General features: G+C 59.4%; 19 protein-coding genes. 11 read left to right on the forward strand and 8 right to left on the reverse strand.

Annotated elements, in window-relative coordinates; translation table 11 throughout:
• Positions 1-506 precede the first annotated feature (506 nt).
• Complete coding sequence (locus EDC35_RS02840) at positions 507-1325, reverse strand: S1 family peptidase (protein ID WP_132975491.1); 819 nt, start codon at positions 1323-1325, stop codon at positions 507-509.
• A 268-nt stretch (positions 1326-1593) separates the two neighbouring features.
• Positions 1594-2004, reverse strand: coding sequence for a hypothetical protein (locus EDC35_RS02845; protein ID WP_132975493.1), 411 nt, complete (start codon positions 2002-2004; stop codon positions 1594-1596).
• A gap of 87 nt (positions 2005-2091) precedes the next feature.
• On the opposite strand from EDC35_RS02845, the gene EDC35_RS02850 reads away from it, so the two are divergent.
• Positions 2092-2532, forward strand: a complete 441-nt coding sequence (locus tag EDC35_RS02850) for a hypothetical protein (protein ID WP_132975495.1) — start codon at positions 2092-2094, stop codon at positions 2530-2532.
• 14 nt (positions 2533-2546) lie between these two features.
• Here EDC35_RS02850 and EDC35_RS18650 read toward each other — a convergent pair whose 3' ends face one another.
• Positions 2547-2693, reverse strand: a complete 147-nt coding sequence (locus tag EDC35_RS18650; RefSeq protein ID WP_207896060.1) for a hypothetical protein — start codon at positions 2691-2693, stop codon at positions 2547-2549.
• A 224-nt stretch (positions 2694-2917) separates the two neighbouring features.
• Positions 2918-3208 carry a NifU family protein gene (locus EDC35_RS02860; protein ID WP_132975497.1) on the reverse strand — a complete coding sequence of 97 codons (291 nt, stop codon included), beginning with the start codon at positions 3206-3208 and terminating at the stop codon, positions 2918-2920.
• A gap of 260 nt (positions 3209-3468) precedes the next feature.
• Between EDC35_RS02860 and EDC35_RS02865 the strand changes: the two genes are divergently transcribed.
• The 5 genes from EDC35_RS02865 to EDC35_RS02885 all read left to right on the forward strand — a co-directional run bounded on the left by EDC35_RS02865 (position 3469) and on the right by EDC35_RS02885 (position 8820).
• On the forward strand, positions 3469-4827 hold the full coding sequence (locus tag EDC35_RS02865) for an SLAC1 family transporter (protein WP_165903333.1): 1359 nt from the start codon (positions 3469-3471) through the stop codon (positions 4825-4827).
• Positions 4824-5018: a Nif11-like leader peptide family natural product precursor gene (locus tag EDC35_RS02870; RefSeq protein WP_132975501.1), complete on the forward strand. Its 195-nt coding sequence runs from the start codon at positions 4824-4826 to the stop codon at positions 5016-5018. Before EDC35_RS02865 ends, EDC35_RS02870 begins: the two co-directional genes overlap by 4 nt.
• Positions 5019-5022: 4 nt before the next feature.
• Positions 5023-5370, forward strand: coding sequence for a hypothetical protein (locus EDC35_RS02875; protein ID WP_132975503.1), 348 nt, complete (start codon positions 5023-5025; stop codon positions 5368-5370).
• Between the two features lie 211 nt (positions 5371-5581).
• Positions 5582-7708, forward strand: coding sequence for a TonB-dependent receptor (locus tag EDC35_RS02880; protein ID WP_132975505.1), 2127 nt, complete (start codon positions 5582-5584; stop codon positions 7706-7708).
• Complete coding sequence (locus EDC35_RS02885; protein WP_207896061.1) at positions 7708-8820, forward strand: ABC transporter substrate-binding protein; 1113 nt, start codon at positions 7708-7710, stop codon at positions 8818-8820. Before EDC35_RS02880 ends, EDC35_RS02885 begins: the two co-directional genes overlap by 1 nt.
• Before the next feature lie 8 nt (positions 8821-8828).
• Here the strand turns inward: EDC35_RS02885 and EDC35_RS02890 are convergent, their stop codons facing one another.
• The 3 genes from EDC35_RS02890 to EDC35_RS02900 all read right to left on the reverse strand — a co-directional run bounded on the left by EDC35_RS02890 (position 8829) and on the right by EDC35_RS02900 (position 12049).
• Positions 8829-9467: a Vat family streptogramin A O-acetyltransferase gene (locus tag EDC35_RS02890; RefSeq protein ID WP_132975507.1), complete on the reverse strand. Its 639-nt coding sequence runs from the start codon at positions 9465-9467 to the stop codon at positions 8829-8831.
• 244 nt (positions 9468-9711) lie between these two features.
• Positions 9712-10431 (reverse strand): hypothetical protein, encoded by a 720-nt coding sequence (locus EDC35_RS02895; protein ID WP_132975509.1) that lies wholly within the window; start codon positions 10429-10431, stop codon positions 9712-9714.
• Positions 10406-12049 (reverse strand): TaqI-like C-terminal specificity domain-containing protein, encoded by a 1644-nt coding sequence (locus tag EDC35_RS02900; RefSeq protein ID WP_132975511.1) that lies wholly within the window; start codon positions 12047-12049, stop codon positions 10406-10408. Before EDC35_RS02900 ends, EDC35_RS02895 begins: the two co-directional genes overlap by 26 nt.
• A gap of 433 nt (positions 12050-12482) precedes the next feature.
• On the opposite strand from EDC35_RS02900, the gene EDC35_RS02905 reads away from it, so the two are divergent.
• Genes EDC35_RS02905 through EDC35_RS02925 form a run of 5 tightly spaced genes read left to right on the forward strand, consistent with a single transcriptional unit; the run spans position 12483 to position 17005 of the window.
• Positions 12483-13586: an ABC transporter substrate-binding protein gene (locus EDC35_RS02905; protein ID WP_207896062.1), complete on the forward strand. Its 1104-nt coding sequence runs from the start codon at positions 12483-12485 to the stop codon at positions 13584-13586.
• Positions 13577-14281 carry a GTP-binding protein gene (locus tag EDC35_RS02910; RefSeq protein WP_132975513.1) on the forward strand — a complete coding sequence of 235 codons (705 nt, stop codon included), beginning with the start codon at positions 13577-13579 and terminating at the stop codon, positions 14279-14281. Before EDC35_RS02905 ends, EDC35_RS02910 begins: the two co-directional genes overlap by 10 nt.
• Positions 14278-15288, forward strand: coding sequence for an ATP-binding cassette domain-containing protein (locus EDC35_RS02915; RefSeq protein ID WP_132975515.1), 1011 nt, complete (start codon positions 14278-14280; stop codon positions 15286-15288). Before EDC35_RS02910 ends, EDC35_RS02915 begins: the two co-directional genes overlap by 4 nt.
• Complete coding sequence (locus EDC35_RS02920; RefSeq protein ID WP_132975517.1) at positions 15276-15869, forward strand: nitroreductase family protein; 594 nt, start codon at positions 15276-15278, stop codon at positions 15867-15869. Before EDC35_RS02915 ends, EDC35_RS02920 begins: the two co-directional genes overlap by 13 nt.
• Before the next feature lie 8 nt (positions 15870-15877).
• Positions 15878-17005, forward strand: a complete 1128-nt coding sequence (locus EDC35_RS02925) for a glutamate-cysteine ligase family protein (protein WP_132975519.1) — start codon at positions 15878-15880, stop codon at positions 17003-17005.
• Between the two features lie 60 nt (positions 17006-17065).
• Here EDC35_RS02925 and EDC35_RS02930 read toward each other — a convergent pair whose 3' ends face one another.
• Positions 17066-17446, reverse strand: a complete 381-nt coding sequence (locus EDC35_RS02930) for a winged helix-turn-helix domain-containing protein (RefSeq protein WP_132975521.1) — start codon at positions 17444-17446, stop codon at positions 17066-17068.
• Between the last annotated feature and the right edge of the window lies 1 nt (position 17447).

Below are 17447 nucleotides of genomic sequence, written 5' to 3' on the forward strand. Positions count from 1 at the left end.
AGCTCATCAAAGACAGCCTTTTCGTCATCGCCGTGGCAGCCTCCGAACATTAGACCAGAACAACTTCCCACATAACAGCCGTCTCTTTCATTTCTGCGATTCCTCGATAGCTTTCTGCACCACCTTCACGATGCAATGCCGGGCGTCATCGCTGGGCTTTCATGAAACAGTGACCGGCTTCGTGACTCGTGAGTGTACGTAGTTCCTGTGACTTCCTTTTCTCTTGCAATCGAGAGCGTTTCCTCTTCGCGCGCGTCTCGAAACGATGCGCGCGCTTCAGTGCGCCCTTGCTATTTTCTTCGCAATCACTCGGAAACGTAAGCCTTGTTGCGATCTATCCAAACGCCGTTTACAAAATTTTCTCTGACTTCTGATTCGCCGAGTTTTTCGAACTTTGCCGCAAACTCCTCGAATGCTTCCACGGACTCTCCTTTTTGTTAGCTAATTTTTAATTCAAATACTTGCGCAGTTTTTCGCGCAGATCCGGTGGAATGATAGGTTCGACATCATTTTAGCATCCCTTCAAAGACGTTCAGTTGGCTACTTTTGATAACGATGCCAAGATTATTTGGAATTGCAGCAACTGAGATTTGCTTCTGCAATGTAGGTACTGTCACGACTTGTATGTCGCCTTGAATGGTGTGCTGAGGACCTGCATAGAGAACACCCAGCAGCATTATGCGTGACCCCACAAAAAGCCCATTTCTCGTTTGGTAGCTACCGACGTCAAAAAGCAACACAGGCGAGCCACTAGAGCCCGGAAAGCAGGCAGCATCAATAAGGAATTCTTTCTTTCCGTTCCAGTCGTACTTGTAGTCTGATGCAAGAACACCCTTCCTGAAAATTGGGAGGTTATTAACTTTGTCCCAGAGTCCGTTGGGGTAGCCAACCATTACTATGGTTTCCAAGCCCTCCATTTCGTCCAAATCAGACGCGGCAGGAATCATGTTTTTGTCCAATGCTGAGAAAAAGAACTTCGTATTCGTTTCTTCGGCCTCATGCAGTAGCGGCGCAATCGGCATCACGCAAAGATCAACATCGCTATCAGGATGAGGAAGCCACCGATTTTGAAAAGAATCGAGTTCGTAAGCTTGAACCTTGCCGATGGCTGGCTCATCGTCACCATTGCGTAACGTGAGGAGGAAACGGCCTTTGACCGCACCCTCCACGACATGCTTATTGGTGACGATAACTGGAATGTGTTGATTTTCATTGCGGTCGAGACTATAGAAGAAACCAGTTCCTGTTCCAACACCACCACCAGCAAGATCACACTCGATCCTCACCGTGCTGTGTGCAAGTTGTTCCGCTGGGCTAAGAGGCATAGGTCACTCTCCTGGATGCCGTTGTTTTAGATTGCATCAGAATATTCAGGCACTCGACAGCAGCCCATCCAAAATTCTCGCGTCCTCTCGGACCCCAGTTCGAGCATCCACTATAACCGAGCGGAATATTACCCCGTTTCCGCCAAAAGCGAGTATTTCGGACACAGTACGTTAGACAGATGTTGAACGGCTACCTTATGGACCCGCCGACCAACCTGCCCGCTGCTGCTCTACCCGGCTGGGTCAGAGTACGCAAGCGATCCGTCCCTTATGGGCGGTAAAAAATGACGATCAACCACACCACAAGCGCGCACACAGGAAAGGCGAGTAAAAACCAGGGCACAGTCAGCACACATGATCGCCCCCTGAGTCGGTAAGCGGCTCGCTGCAAGACCAACCCCGCCAGACCCAACCCAAACGACACCCCCCATACGAGCGGCGCCTGCTCACGAATCGCAGACAGGGTGCTGATGAGCGGGTTCAGACAACCGCTGACCCGCGCCCACTGATACCAGTCCAGATAATCGCTGATTGACGATGCCGCCCAAAACGCCGGAACCAGCCAGGATCCCGTTAGCCAGACCATCGCCAGGATCCCGGTTGCGGCAACGGCCAGATGGCGGATGACCGAAGGAGCATGGATCATGAACGCGCGTCTCTCGTGGAAGATGTGTCGCAAGCCCTTTCTGTCTGTGGGCGGCTCGGCCTCACTCAACCCGCCACGGCGTACACTGACATCCGTTCCCGTTTTCTTTGGAGTGCTCCCATGCCAACGATTCAGCGTCTGTTCCTGATTCCCTTCATCCTGCCAATGGTGGCGATGTTGTCAGGTTGCTCTCATTCAGGTGAGGACGTGCGCCTCACACTCTGCCGTGACATGGTGCGCGTGACCCTCGGTGTCGAGCCGAACTGGCAGGATCACCGGATCGCGCTTCAGCGCCATGACGAAGCGGTGGTGACGTTGAACTGGGCGCGCGCGGGCGGCGGTGTCGGACAGGCGACCTGCCATTACCCTTACAACGCGGTCGAGGACGATATGATGAACGCTGCCGACCCCTTGACGGCGTACAGCACCTCGCCAACGCGGTTCGTTCTCGATGGGCGCAACATCGCCAATCCCGAATTGGCGCGCATCATCGGTCAGGCCATGCTCCGACAGGGCCGGGAATGGCTCGACCGCGCACGCGAGACGTTGGGAGTCCGGTAGCATCCGACCGCTCGTCACGACACGAAACGCACCCATTCGTCGAGCGGCGCACGCGGCGTGCGCAGCCGGTTTTCGGGGGCATCGGGATCGGCATAACCCAGCCCGCGGGCGCAATAGCGATAGCGTATTGCGCCGCATGATTGGTAAGCTGCTCGCCCCAAGACACAACAATCGGTGCCTGTCCCTCGCGCCTCGAACTGCGCCTTTGCGCCACTGCGCATCTGATGGATCTGTGCCAATCTCCTTTCGGCGCAATACGCTATCGCTATTGCGCCCTACGAACTGGACCAGGGAGGTGTAACCCAAGGTGGGCTGTAGACGCTTGCGGTTGTAGAACACCTCGGTGTACACGAAGGCGCTTCCTGCTTTGCGATGCGCAAGCGCATCAGTCGCTAGCGGGCAATACCCGCACGGGTACCCCAAGCTGCTCGACCATCTGCCGCCGGATACCGCCGAGCGTCTGGCCGGCCAGGGCGCAGTGCAGACAGGCGCCGGTCAGGCGCACGCGGATGATGTCGCCAGCAATGGCGACGAGTTCGATGTCGCCGCCATCGCCCTGGATCATGGGTCGCACGGACGCGATGATCGCCTCGATCAGCGATCGTTGTTCCGGATCGAATTCCCCGGTACGGGCCGAAACGCTGGCGGCTGAGTCGGATGTGTCGGTGTCAGGCATCGCATTGTCCCCATTGAGTGCATTCGCGGCGGCTCGGTCACGAGGCGGCCGAGATCAAGCGTTTTGTCTTCGCTGCATACAGCAGGATCAGTGCCAATCTCGAACGAAAGCGCGACGTCCGGTCGCTGAGTCAGACGAGACAGTGACGCCAGAACACCCGGTCACATCCGCCAACACACGTGAATGGCGGGACAATTGATCGTGATTCGTGATGATTCAGACAAGAATCATTCGTTGGATGCGTTGATCGAGCATGGGGTATCGTCCCGCCCAACACGGAGCAGGCGGCGCAAAGCGTTCTGGCCGGCGCGGCGGAAATCGGCTTCGTCGAGGGCGCAGTGGATGATCGGTCGCTCGACCGCTGGCTGGTCGCGCGCGATCGATTGGTCCTGGTCAGCCGGACGCCGGTCGAGCACATCGACGATACCTGGCTGAAGGCGGCTCGCTGGAGCGTGCGGGAACAGGGATCGGGCACCCGCTCGACCTTCGAGGAGACGCTGCGGCAGCGCGGGATCGATCCGCACGCCCTCGACATTGCCTTGACCCTGCCCTCGAACGAGTCGGTGCGCATCGCTGTGGAGACCGGCGCGGGCGTCGCGGCGCTTCCCGAGCTGGTCGTCGCCCGCGCGATGCGAACCGGCGCACTGCATGCATTGCCGTTCGAGCTCGCGGCGCGACCCTTCTTCGGTCTGCCGCGTTGGGGCGAGGGTGTGATTCCAGTCGCTCAGGCGCTGTGGTGGATCGATATCGCCCTGTCGCTCGGCTGCGGTGTACTCATTCCCTATCTGATGTTCACCCGTCAGGAGCACCGGATCGATCAGATGACCGCCGTCTGGCTCTTGCCAGTGGCCGCAGCGGAAGTCGCAGCCGTGAGCGGCGGCCTGCTCGCGCCTCATTTGGCCGACGCACAGGCTCAATTCGTGACGCTGATCGCCAGCTACGTGCTTTGGGCCTATTCGGTTCCGGTGGCGTTCGCCATCCTCACGATCCTGGTTCTGCGCATGGCGCTCCACAAGCTGCCGCACGCCAGCATGGCGGCGTCGAGCTGGCTGGCGCTTGGCCCGATCGGGACCGGTGCGCTGGGCCTGCTGATCCTGGGAACCGAGGCTCCGAGCATCCTCGCCGCGCAGGACATGGCGAGCGCCGGCCTGGTCGCGGCGGGCATCGGCGTCATCGCGGGAACGCTGCTGTGGGGCTTCGGCCTCTGGTGGCTGCTGTTGGCCAGCCTCATCACCATCCGCTACTTCCGCGCGGGGGTGCCCTTCAACCTCGGCTGGTGGAGCTACACCTTCCCGCTCGGCGTCTATACCGTCGCGACCCTCAAGCTCGGCGAGTTGTACGGACTCGGGTTCTTCTCCGGCCTGGGCACGCTGCTAATGCTGACTCCGTTATGGCTGCCTTGCGGGCGGCTGATCTCGACGCGGAACCTGCCCCGCCTGGTGCAAGTCTGGCGCGAAGCAGTTAGCAAGCCATGCGCCACGCAGGCCGGAAATCATCGCCATCCCCCACAGCCGCCCCTCCCGCTCAACTCACAGCCGGCCCGCCAATGTCGGCATGGCGTTTGCTGTCAACGCATGGACACTGACCGCCAACCTACCGACCCAGGAGATTCACCATGACCGTCGCCTCAGCCAAGGCTTACATCTACCGGATGCGCGAAGACGAGACCTTCCGCCAGACCGTCAATGCGTGCGAGGACGAGACTGCCAACTGGGAGTTCCTGCGCCAGAACGGCTATGAATTCAGCCTGCCGGACTTCAAGGCGGCGCAGGCCGAGATCTACGACGAATACGGCATCACGCCGCTCTGACGCCATGACTCACCTGACCAACAACCAGTATTTCCACCTGCTGCTCGGGGACATCGCCATGGCCATGGCCATCGCGACCTACGACCAGGACTATGTGGTCGCCGAGCGGCTCACCGACTATGTGCCGGGACGGCTGCGTGACGACTGGCTGGCCCAGGTCACGGCCGCCGACCTGCGCCAGCGCGTCGTCGGGCTCGCCAATGCCGCCATGGGCTCGCTGCAACGGCTCGAACAGGAGGAACTGAGCGCCGCAGCAACCCGCTACGGCATCCCGATCGAGGCCGCACTGGCACAGGAGGTCGCCGACCACTTCGAGCGGCGGCGCAATGCCGTGCTCCGCTACAGACGCTGATCTGCGTTCGCTGGCGGCGGACAGCGACGTACAGCACCCTGTCCGGCCGCACATCCACGAACATCCGTCCCGCTCCTGACCTCCTGTTCTCCGTTCGCTCCGGAACGACCGCGCGCATTCGTTCCCGGAGGTGCGATGCTGCCCCCGCATCCGCGCTGGCATAGGGCTTGCGAAACGGCGCTGGTCAATCGCCGTTATCGTCAGGAGTCGTATGAAACGTCACGCGCCCCTTCAAACCTGTCTCGCCCTGGGCCTTCTGAGCATTCAGGCCGCCAGCTTCGCCGAGACGACGGAGAGGGAAGAGACCACCACCCTCTCGGAAGTCCTGGTCACCGACAGCCCTGCTGCAAGCGGTAGCGCCGCCGAGGGCTATCGGGTCGATCAGGTGAGTCTGGGGCCACTGGGGAACGTCAGTCTCCAGGACACGCCCTTTTCGATCGAAACCGTCTCTGCCGATCTGATCCGGAACACCCAGGCCACCAACACCACGGAGGCGCTCAAATACCTGCCGACGGTGTACGCCAATACCGGCGCCAGTCAGATCACGCCCTATTTCACGCTGCGCGGGTTTTCGGCCTCGACCTGGACGTACAACCTGGCACTGGATGGCATGCGTTCGTTCGACATCTTCCAGCCGCTGGACGACAAGGAGCGAATCGAGGTGATGACCGGCGCGACCGGCTTTCTGTACGGGATCACCTCCCCGGCCGGGATCATCAACTACGTCCTCAAGCGGCCAACAGCGGCGCCGCTGCGTGAATTCACCCTCGGCAGCTACGACCAGCAGATCTACGGTCAACTGGATCTGGGTGGCCCCCTGGAGATCAACCCGGATCTCGCCTACCGGCTCAATCTCGTCTATGCCAATCCGGGCGAGACGGGCGTCGAGGAGCAGACCCAGGAACGCTATGTCTTCTCCGGGGCGCTGGACTGGCAGATCGCACCGGATACCAAACTGGCGCTGGATGCCAGTCAATCCAGACGCGAGCTGGACTACGCCCAGGCGCTCTTCATGACCACCACCGCCATCGGCATCCCGGAAGCGCCGGACGCCTCGAAGAACTGGGGTGCGCCCTATACCGGCACCACGGATGCGACCACGCGCGTCGGCGCCGCGCTGGAGAGCCGGCTCAACGCTATCTTCAGCCTGCGCAGCCAGTTCCGTTACAGCGACATCGAGCGCGACTATTTCCTCAACCGGATCGCCTTTCAGAACAGCAGGCTGGACTATAAATGGCGGGTCGATTCCCAGCAGACCTTCCATACCATCGTGAGACAGTACAACCTCTTTCTGGATGCCGATTTCGCCACCGGCCCCTTCACCCACAAGATCACTCTCGGCGGAACGCTGGACGACTACTCCTCAGGCAACAACGGCTACCGGGGCACGACCTATCCGACCCTCTACCCCGGCAGCCTCTACGGCGACCCCAGCTATCCGGCCTGGAGCCTGCCGCCTGCGGGCACCTCCAGTTCCCAGGAGACCACCTACAGCACCCTGATGCTGGCCGATCGCATCGCCCTCGGCGACCACTGGTCGCTGATGCTTGGCGGCACCCAGGCGCGGGTGGATGACGCGCTCACCTCGACGACCGCTGCCGGCAAGAGCACCACCAGCGACTATGACGAGAGCCGCATCACCCCGGCCGTCTCGCTCTCCTTCAAGCCGATTCCCGCCGTTACGACCTATGTTTCATACATCGAGGGGTTGCAGCAGGGATTCGTCGCCGGCAGCACGACCGCGAACGTCGGCGAGATCTTCGCGCCATTCGTCAGCGAGCAGGTCGAGGCCGGCGCCAAGGCCAGTCTCTGGGGCATGGATCTGAGCGCCGCCTGGTTCCGTATCGATCAGGCCAACCAGTATGTCGATCCGGCGACCAACATCGCTTCGCAGGATGGCCGGGCGGTTCATCAGGGCTGGGAAGTCGCACTGACCGGCAGGATCCTCGAACACCTGACCCTCACCGGCGGCTTCACGATCCTGGATGCGAACATCGACAAAGCCGTCGCCAACGAGGGCAAGACCCCGCAGGGAGTGCCCGAGGAGATGGCCCGGCTCTACGCCGAATACGACCTGCCGGTGCCCGGTCTGACCCTGACCGGCGGCCTGTCCTACACCGGCAAGGTGCCCTGGGACGCCGCCAATACGCTCTACGTCGATCCGGTCACCCTGTTTGACGCCGGACTGCGCTATCAGCGCAGGCTCTACGGCAAGGAAACCACCTGGCGACTGACCGTTGCCAACCTGACCGATGAGGATTACTGGACCACGCGCTCCGGCATCCTCTATCTGGGCAGCGACCGCATCCTGTCGCTCTCGGCGACCGTGGCATTCTGATGACGACGCCTCGCCTGTTCGTCCGGGGATTCGGCGCCATCCTGATCGCGCTGACGATGGTTCTCTTCTTACTCCACGTCGGCACGTCAGAAACGCCCGAGCCGCTGCCCGGCACGCCTGGTCGCACCCTCGTGGATCAGGCGGGACAGACCCTGCATCTGTCCGAGCCCGTCCAGCGCATCGGCACACCGGGGATCTCCATGGCCTCGCTGATCCTGGCCATCGGCGGCGGCGACAGTCTCCAGGCGGTCGCGCCGGAGGTCCGGGACAATCCCTGGCTCCAACGGCTCCTACCCGCATCCAGTGACCTGCCGACTCCCTTCACCCGCCCCGCCGGGGTCAATCTGGAGGAACTGCTGCGGGTCAGGCCCGATCTGGTGACGCTCTGGGTCGGCAACGAACCGCTGGGCAAACGGCTCGAAGCCGTCGGCATCCCGGTGCTCTATCTGGGCTACGCCAATCCCGAGGAGATGAAGACCGCCGCGCGTCTGCTCGGCCAGGCGCTCGGCCCGGCGGCCAGCGCACGGGCGGAAACCTTCGTCCGTTATTACGACGACAACCTGCGGCGGGTCGCCGAGCGGCTGGCCGACCTGCCCGAGAGCGCCCGACCCAAGGTCTACTACGCCTCGATCTCCCCGCTCCAGACCGAGGGCCGCGACTCCATGATCGATGCCTGGATCGGCGCCGCCGGTGGCATCAATCTGGCGGCCCGTGCGGGTCTGTCGCGAGACGTGCAGGTTCATCTGGAAGACGTGCTGGCCTGGAACCCCGACCTCATCGTCACCCTGGACGCCACCCAGCAGCAGGCGATCCTGACCGACCCGCGCTGGCAGGACATCCGCGCCGTGCAACAGGGCCGGGTGCTGGTCAGTCCGCGCGGCATCAATGCCTGGTGCACGCGAGCCGCCGAGACCTCGCTACAGATCCTGTGGGCGGCCAGGGTGTTCCATCCGGAACGCTTCGCCGACCTGGACATCGGCGCCGAGACACGCCGCTTCTACCAGCGTTTCTACGGCTATGCGCTCAATGACGAGGAACTGGCGCGGATCCTGAGCGGGGCGGCGCCTCTGGGTCTGACGGCTGCGACACCAGCCCGCCCGCTTCAACATTGAATGAGTTGCTAGACATCAGAGCACGTCCTCAGTGCTTCGACGTCTGCGGACACGATAACCGCCAAGTGTTTTGAAATCTTTTCGATTGGCCAGTCCCACCAAGCGATGTCCTCAAGCGCCGATACGATTTCCGGCGAGAAACGTTGCTTGATCATCTTTGCCGGATTGCCTCCGACCACGGTGTAGGGAGGCACATCGGCAACCACCACCGAACGCGATGAAACGATCGCACCATTGCCGATCTTCACGCCCGGCATAATGAGACAGTCATAGCCTATCCAGACATCGTTCCCGACCAGGGTATCGCCCTTGTACGGAAGATCATCGGACTTTGGCATGACACGTTCCCATCCGTTGCCGAAAATCTGGAATGGATAGGTGGAGATACCGGAAATCTTGTGGTTGGCGCCGTTCATGATGAATTTGACGCCACGGGCTATCGCACAGAATTTCCCGATGATCAGACGATCCCCGATGAAGGGAAAATGGTACAGGACATTACGTTCGAAGTTCTCCGAATCGTCTGGGTCGTCGTAGTAGGTGTAATCCCCGATGACGATATTCGGATTCGTCACCGTATTCTTGATGAAGCAGACCTGCGGAAAACCCGCCATCGGGTGCTTGTCAAGTGGACTCGGGCCGTTCAAGTGAACTCCTGTCGAGATGTCCAACGCTTAGATGCCGCCCAGGATTCGCCTTGCCATTCAACCTCTCGTTCCCACGCTCCGCGTGGGAATGCAGTCCGGGCCGCTCCAGCGGCCTGAGCCTCGACGCTTAATTGGAACCAGGCTCATTTTCTCTCAATTGCCCGGCGATTCTTCTCTAAGAGCCAGAAAATAAATCCGTCCCCTTTTCGGTTTACCGCGTCCGCTTGAACGACTTGTTAGCTGCTTATTTTCGATTTGCAGCCTTACGAATAGCATCCTCTAGATTGTCATCTTTAAGTTCATACTCGGATAACACATGAATGTTGTCGTGTTTAATGTGCAGCTGCCCCTCATTCCCTTTATTGCCTCTATGCTGCCCTTTTGAATAAAGAGGATTGCTCTGAACTTCAGTTGAACTCATTACCCACAACACAATCTCATCGCGAAAAACTGCAACCCATATGAATACATCACAGCATTGTGGTTTCAATTGCTGAAAATTCATAAGAAATTTCTTCTTCGTATCTCTTGCCAGAGCTTTCACATAAAGAGGTTCTTCGCTGTCACTGTCTACTGCTCTAGACGCCTTTACCTCAATGGTGATTCCATCGAGCCATAGGTCATACTCCCCCGCATAATTTGGATCTAGCTTTTTAGAGGGGATTTTTAATTTTGAGCACTTTCCATGCACATACGTCTGAGCGAACTTCTCACCAAACCCTCTTGGTGCAGATATTTCAAAAATCCACAAATTTGGATTTTCACTTATGTATTCTGATCTTATTTCAATGTATTGACCATAGGTAAGGCCGCCCTTTTCAATCAGATTGCAGATCAAATGCTCGTATTCATTAAATGGAAATACGGAACGATCTTTCTCAACCAATTCCAAGACTTCATTTAAATCATCTTCTGTGCCACTGAATGAGGCAATGATTCTATCTTTTAATTCTGAAAGTTCCACAACTAGTCCTCTCAATATTGATGGAAGCCAGATATTCTGACTCTACAAAGTTGTTTCCCGAAAGAAACTGGTCGTGAATTGGGAGTAGCTCCAGGTCTCCCCTCAAGACCTTGTGGGTGTTAAAAATTTTTCTGAACACCCAATTCATGAAATCACTATTAAACAAGCCGCAAATGGTTTTCATTGGAACAGGAAAGCTCTCTTCAGTAATCAGTATATTTGCGCTGTTTATAACAAACCTCGAATCTGCGTCATGAAAAAAACACAGATTCGATGAAATAAATTTGTAAATTAGCTTTTCGCGTGCTTCATATAGGCTTATTGGGGCGACTTGTTGATACAGTGAAAAATCTTTTGGAATATAGATTGATGCTGGCTTCAGCCCGTTTTTTGTTATATCAGAGCCTTTGTAGACTGGAATAAGACCTTCTCTGAAGCTGCTCTCCACATATTTTGTATTATTTCCAGTAACTATACCAAGCCCCCACCTCGCTCGACCGCTAAGTGTTATATGTGGGATTGAGTAGATGTGTTCGATTACTTCCGCATCATCCGCCGTACATGAGATGTTGAAAATTGACTTGGGATTTTTATGAAATGAAATACCATTCCTTTTAAAAACCTTCTTTTCGTAAGTGCAGTCTATTGCGCTCTGAAGATTGCAATTCTGCTTGCGGAGAACTATTCCGACCGCACCAGTCACAAGACCTTTGAACGGTTTACCATAATGAGACAATCGTTCAATTTGGAAAGAAAGCGCCGACACTCTTGCATCTTCGTAGGTTGCTACATTAAAAAATGACTCTGGCAGCAACAACCCCAAAGTACCACCTTGGTTTAATGAGTTTATACAAGAGAAATAAAACAGCGAGCAAGTATCCAGACTGCTTCCAGCCTTTAACATTTTGCTTATTAGTTCTTTTTCCGTTTTTTCAATCTTTTTCCCCCAAGGAGGATTAGTGAAAATATAGTCATAATTACCCGCCATTTTTGAAATTGAAAGCTGAAGAAAGTCAGAGCATTTTATATTTTCACTTTTGTAGCCTGTTTTTTCGTGAATTCTTCTTTTTGCGATTTCTACTGCCACATGATCGACATCAAAACCAAATATATTTTCAGGTTTAAAGCCAGCATCTAGTGCCCTAACCAGAAAGTTTCCTGATCCGCAGCATGGATCACAGAAGGTTTCATTTCCGGTCAGTTCATTTTTTAACGACAGCAGGTCATTAACAATATCATTGGGTGTGTAATAAATTCCTTCTTTATTCCTATAGGAATCTGAAAGACTGCTTTCATAGCACTCCCCAATAGATTCCAAAGATTCACTTTCAGATTTGGCTTTTTTCAAGAATTCGACTGCAACAGATTCATGGTTATGGGTGTCTTTTTTTGACTTATTTGCTCTCTGATTGAGCTTCTCTACCCCAGATATGTTATTCTTAAAATTTTCTACCGAATCTCTTGAAACTTGACCTTTTGACGTGACCTTCAAGTAGCCGGTCTTAATCCAGTTTCTTACAGTGGCACCAGACACCCCAAGAATCTTTGCGCTATCCTCGATGCTAACGCATTCTGAATTTTGGTCATCAAAGAGAGCTTGCTGTCCTACGTTTCTCATTTCATATATTTCCGTTCATAACTTGTGCACGTGTAGAGCAGCTAACAGTGTGTTAGACAGATTCCGTAATTATCGCGCTAGACAGAATCTGCGTTAATTGAGACAGACAGCAATTCACCCACAGTCTACTGCAACTGCAATGATCCGTGCAAAGCGACAGCTCAGTCGATACGAAGAGGATGGAAGTCTGATAACGTGATGTAACGCCTGAACCAGACAAGCGCCGTCTCCCCCAACCACCCAAACGCCCCTCCAGGTACCCCCCACCGCCCAAGTGTTCCGATCCGTACGCGCCAAGAGCCCTCGCCAGCCATAAAATCATTCCATAACAGCCACCTGCAAACAACAACCCGCACCCACCAAAGCTGGCCCATCTCCTGCACAACAACCGATCTAAGGGTCTCCCCCAGACGTTGCCGGCCAGGAGTCGTCCATGAGCACGCCATCCAACCCAGCCTTACTCGCCCCGGTCCCGAGCATGCGCCTCGGCGCGCCGGGCGGGCAGCCGCTGACCCAGTTCACACCGGCCGGTCCGGATCCGGGCCGGCTGGACTTCCTCGGCCGTCTGCCGATCCCGCTGCGCCGTCCCTTCAAGGCCGGCCTGGATCGGGCGGTCGCCGCTCATCGCACCCGGACCGGCTTTCAGCTCGACTGCTGCTTTCTGTCGGGCGCCGAGTGGTACCACCCCTTCGACGGGCTGGCCGGCGTGCCCGACGCCGACGGGCTCCCGGAGATGCTGGTGACCACCTTCTATCACGACATCCTCGATCCCGCGCTGCTCGCCCATTACACCCCGGATGCAGGGCAGCGGCGCCAGCCGCCCTGCCACCCGGTCTGTCTGTCGGGCGGACTGCTGGATCCCCTGGGTGCGTTCAGGACCTTTGCCGTCATCCCTTTCGTCTTCCTGGTCGATGAGCGGCGGCTCAAGGGCCGCCCCATGCCTCGCGTCTGGAGCGATCTGCTCGATCCGATGTGGGCCGACGACATCGTCTTCGGCGGCTGGCGGCCCAATGAACGGGTGCCCTATCAGGACTACAACAGTTATCTGCTGCGCTGTCTCGCCCTGGAATTCGGCCCCGCCGGGCTGGATGCCTTCGCCGCCAATGTCCGCCATTTGCAGCACAATATCCGCACCGCCACCCAGGCCGGCTCCAACAGCGCCAGCGTCGGCGCCATCGCCATCCTGCCCTGGCTCCAGGCGGCGCTCTGTCCGCGTCGGGAGCGCACCCGGGTGATCTGGCCGGAGGACGGCGCGCTCGCCATGCCCATCGGCTATCTGGTGAAGCCGCAGGCCGAGTCCCGGCTGGCCCCGTTGATCGAGTACGTCACCGGCCTGGAGTGGGGAGCGGTCCTGAGCCGCAACTGCTATCCGCCCATCAACCCGTCCGTCCCCAATGCCTATCCGCCCGGCGCCCGCCTCAAGTGGCCCGGCTGGGACGATTGCCGCACGCACGACCTGGCCGCCGAGACCGAGCAGGCGACCCGCCTCTTTTTCGATGCCTGGTACCGGCGACATGAGGTGCGGGCATGCAGTTGATCACCGTCGCCGGCTCGCCCTCGGTCGGCAAGACCTCGGTCATCCTGCGGGTCAGCGAGATCCTCGGCCAGCAGGGTCTGCGCGTGGGTGTGGCCAAATTCGACTCGCTCTCCACCTCCGACGACAGCCTCTACGAGCAGAAGGGCATCCCGGTCGCCGTGGGTCTGGCCGGCTCCATCTGCCCGGATCATTACTTCGTCTCCAACGTCGAGGACTGTCTGGCCTGGGGACAGCGTCAGGGGCTGGACATCCTCTTCAGCGAGAGCGCCGGTCTCTGCAATCGCTGTTCGCCCCATATCGCCGGGGTCATGGCGGTCTGCGTGGTGGACGCGCTGGCGGGCGTGCAGACCCCGAAGAAGATCGGCCCCATGCTGCGTCTGGCTGATCTAGTGGTCATCACCAAGGGCGACATCGTCTCCCAGGTCGAGCGCGAGGTCTTCGCCTACAAGGTGCGGCTGGCCAATCCGGGTGCTCGGGCCTGTTTCTGCAACGGCATCACCGGACAGGGCGCGAGCGATCTGGCAAACGAGATCGTACAGGCCGCTCACACACCGTCGCTCGAAGGTCAACGGCTGCGTTTCCCGATGCCGGCAGCGGTCTGTCCCTATTGCGTGGGTGAAACGGCCATCGGCGAGACACACCAGCGGGGTAATGTGAAGAAGATGACGTTCGCCGACCAGGCGGAGGCCGTATGAATCCGGTCATCGATCTTCCACTTGAGCGCCTGACGCTGGACCATCCCTGCGTGAGCGACTTCCTCGCCTCGCTGGGATTCAGCGAACCCGATGGCCGGCAGTCGCTCCGGCACTGGCTGGACCAGCTTGCCGACGAAGACATCCTGGATGCCGGGATGGAGCGGCACCAGATCCTGGACCATGTCCAGCGGCTGATCCGGGAAGTGCAGCGCATGGAGCAGGATCGCCATGCGCGCGTGGACAGCCTGACCCTGATCGGCGGACGGAACAAGCAGGGTGAGCCGGAGCCGGTAGAGATCAGCGTCCGGGCGGGACAGATCCTCTGCATCGTCGGCCCCACCGGTTCCGGCAAGAGCCGCCTGCTGGCGGATATCGAATGTCTGGCGCAGGGCGACACCCCGACCGGACGCCGGATCCTGGTGAACGGTCAGACACCCGCCGGAGACTTCCGCCATGCGCTCGACCGCAAGCTGGTCGCCCAGCTCTCGCAGAACATGAATTTTGTGGTGGACCTGAGCGCGCGCGAGTTCATCGGGATGCACGCCCAGTGCCGGATGGTGAATGAGCCCCAAGCGATGGTCGAGCGCGTGATCGCCTGCGCCAACGATCTGACTGGAGAGAAGTTCAGCCCGGAGACCTCCGTGACTCAGCTCTCCGGCGGTCAGACCCGCGCCCTGATGATCGCCGATGTCGCGCTGCTGTCGGCCTCGCCGGTGGTGCTGATCGACGAGATCGAGAACGCCGGGGTGGACCGCCAGCGGGCGCTGGAGCTGCTCGTCACCGGCGAGAAGATCGTCTTCATCTCCACCCATGACCCGCTGCTCGCCCTGCGTGGGGACCGGCGGATCGTGATCCGCAACGGCGGCATCGTGGATGTCCTGACGACCAGCGCCCTGGAGCGCGAGAACCTCAATCGCATCGAAGCGGTTGATGCGACCCTGATGAATATCCGCGACCGGCTGCGTCGCGGCCTGCGCATTGAGGAACCGGTCCAATGGCCGCAGTGACTTCGGAACCGCCCAACCCGGCGCCATCCAATCCAGCACTGGAGCTGCTGCTCAACCGCCGCTCCTGTCACAGGCTGACCGCCCCCGGACCCTCGGATGAGGAACTGGCCCTGATCCTGCGCGCCGCGCGGCGGGTGCCTGACTTCGGACATCTGCAACCCTATCGGTTCCTGGCGGCGCGCGGGGACGGGCTGGACCGGCTGGGTCAGGCGATGCACCGTGCCGCCGAAGCCGCCGGCAAGCCCGCTGAGATCATTGAACGCACCCCCCGCATGCCGCATCGCGCCCCGCTGGTGATCGTGGTCGCGGCCAGTCCGCGTCCCCACCAGACGATCCCGGTCTTCGATCAGCAGCTCTGCGCCGCCAGTACGGTGCTCACCATGCAGCTCGCCGCCCGGGCGCTCGGCTACGGCGGGGTCTGGCGCTCCGGCTGGCTCATGTATGACCCCGGCTTCCATCGCGAACTGGGTCTGGCGGAGCAGGAGCAGATCGTCGGCTTTCTTTATCTGGGCACGCCGGCACGGCCCGAAGAGCCCGCGCCCGAACCCGTCGATCCTCTCGCGCCTCTGTGCTGGCTATAGGCTCATCAATGCGCTGCGGCATCGAATTCGAGTATCTGATCGTCGATTCAGGCGGCCCCGAACCGGGCCGGATCCGCGACTTCAGCAACCTCGCCTATGAGGAGATCCGCCCGCTACTGGAGGACAAACCCGGTCGGGACGATGCGACCCTCGCCACCGGCGACCTGGGGATCCGCAGCGGTTACTGGTATCTGGAAGGCGACGAGCGGTTCCATGACGACGGGAGCTTTCGCACCCTGGTGGTCAAGGGCGTGGAGATCCGCACTCCGCCAGCCCCGGACGTGGATCGGGCCATCCGCTCCCTGGTCGGGATCGAATCCCAACTGGCGGCAGTGCTGGCCCGGCATGGCCTGGGACTCGCCATCGCCGGCTTCAATCCGATCCGTCCGCGCTATGACTTCGACCCGCCGCTCAATGCCTGGGAAGTGGCGGAGCGCCAGCGTGACCGCAGTTACGACGGCACCCACATCTCCACCCTCAGCTACGGACCGGACATCAATCTGTCCCTGCCCGGCTGGAGCGCGGAACACAGCCTGGATGCCGCCCGCAAGCTGAACGCCTATGCCCCCTATATCGTCCCCTTCAGTTTCAGCAGCCCCTTTTACGCCGGGATCCTGTGGGACGGACTGTCCAAACGGACCTATGAGCGGGCGGCCTTCCGCCCGGCGGTCAAGCTCTATCTGGCCCCGGAGATGTCTGCCGATGGCGCGGAGCATTCCGGCTTGATCCATCCCGCCCGTCTTCCCGGAGAGGTTGGCCGCATCGAGTTCAAGGCATTCGACGCGATCCCTTCTGTGGAGGTGTTGACGGCCTGCTGCCATCTGCTCGAAGGGATCTGTCTGGCGACCGACCTGACCCAACGCAGCGAAACGCCCGATCTGGATCTCTACCGGCGCGCCGCGCTCGCCGGTTTCGCGGACGCGGCCATCGCAGAGGGCGCCCTGGAGGTGCTTGGTAAGGCGCAGCGCGCGCTGCGCCGTGCGGGCGATTTCCGCGCCGCGCAATCGCTGGAATCGTTGGAAGCGAGCCGGGATCAAAAAACCACGCCGGCCCATGATCTGTTGGGCAGGTATTTCCGCCATGGCGACCTGTACAGCGGACGACTTGGCGCCGCCACAGTATCGGGCCGGACCTGAACCGCTCGGGGCCGGGAACAGGGTGCAACCCCTGGTGAAACCATCCGCTGAATGGGGGCGTCAGATCAACAGTTCGTAGAATCGATCAAAGTCCTTGAGACGACGGCCAAGTGTGGCGAGAAACCGGCGATGCTCCTGTTCGGCGGCATCACAGACGGCAATCAGGCGTCGTCCCTCGTCAGTCAGCGCTGTCCCGCCGCCATGCTGCCCACCCGTCTGACATCTGACGAGCGGTTCCGCCGCCGACTGGTTCATCGCATCAATCATCTTCCAGGCGTGCCTGTAGGATACGCCCATCGCCTTCGCGGCCTGACTGATCGAGCCTGTTTCGCTGATCCGACGGAGCAGCTCGACCCGTTGGTGTCCGGCGAAACCGGGTTTGGCCCGGCCAAATTGCAGGGGGCGGACGATGGCCATCTCCGGCTCCATAAAATGGCTCATG

The organism is Thiobaca trueperi, assembly GCF_004342175.1.
In the GTDB taxonomy this organism is placed as follows: domain Bacteria; phylum Pseudomonadota; class Gammaproteobacteria; order Chromatiales; family Chromatiaceae; genus Thiobaca; species Thiobaca trueperi.

Coding starts and splice junctions, on each gene's coding strand:
- EDC35_RS02840 (WP_132975491.1), bottom strand. CDS start 1,325: ATGCCTCTTAGCCCAGCGGAACAACTTGCACACAGCACGGTGAGGATC.
- EDC35_RS02850 (WP_132975495.1), top strand. CDS start 2,092: ATGCCAACGATTCAGCGTCTGTTCCTGATTCCCTTCATCCTGCCAATG.
- EDC35_RS02860 (WP_132975497.1), bottom strand. CDS start 3,208: ATGCCTGACACCGACACATCCGACTCAGCCGCCAGCGTTTCGGCCCGT.
- EDC35_RS02870 (WP_132975501.1), top strand. CDS start 4,824: ATGACCGTCGCCTCAGCCAAGGCTTACATCTACCGGATGCGCGAAGAC.
- EDC35_RS02875 (WP_132975503.1), top strand. CDS start 5,023: ATGACTCACCTGACCAACAACCAGTATTTCCACCTGCTGCTCGGGGAC.
- EDC35_RS02880 (WP_132975505.1), top strand. CDS start 5,582: ATGAAACGTCACGCGCCCCTTCAAACCTGTCTCGCCCTGGGCCTTCTG.
- EDC35_RS02885 (WP_207896061.1), top strand. CDS start 7,708: ATGACGACGCCTCGCCTGTTCGTCCGGGGATTCGGCGCCATCCTGATC.
- EDC35_RS02900 (WP_132975511.1), bottom strand. CDS start 12,049: ATGAGAAACGTAGGACAGCAAGCTCTCTTTGATGACCAAAATTCAGAA.
- EDC35_RS02905 (WP_207896062.1), top strand. CDS start 12,483: ATGAGCACGCCATCCAACCCAGCCTTACTCGCCCCGGTCCCGAGCATG.
- EDC35_RS02910 (WP_132975513.1), top strand. CDS start 13,577: ATGCAGTTGATCACCGTCGCCGGCTCGCCCTCGGTCGGCAAGACCTCG.
- EDC35_RS02915 (WP_132975515.1), top strand. CDS start 14,278: ATGAATCCGGTCATCGATCTTCCACTTGAGCGCCTGACGCTGGACCAT.
- EDC35_RS02920 (WP_132975517.1), top strand. CDS start 15,276: ATGGCCGCAGTGACTTCGGAACCGCCCAACCCGGCGCCATCCAATCCA.
- EDC35_RS02925 (WP_132975519.1), top strand. CDS start 15,878: ATGCGCTGCGGCATCGAATTCGAGTATCTGATCGTCGATTCAGGCGGC.
- EDC35_RS02930 (WP_132975521.1), bottom strand. CDS start 17,446: ATGAGCCATTTTATGGAGCCGGAGATGGCCATCGTCCGCCCCCTGCAA.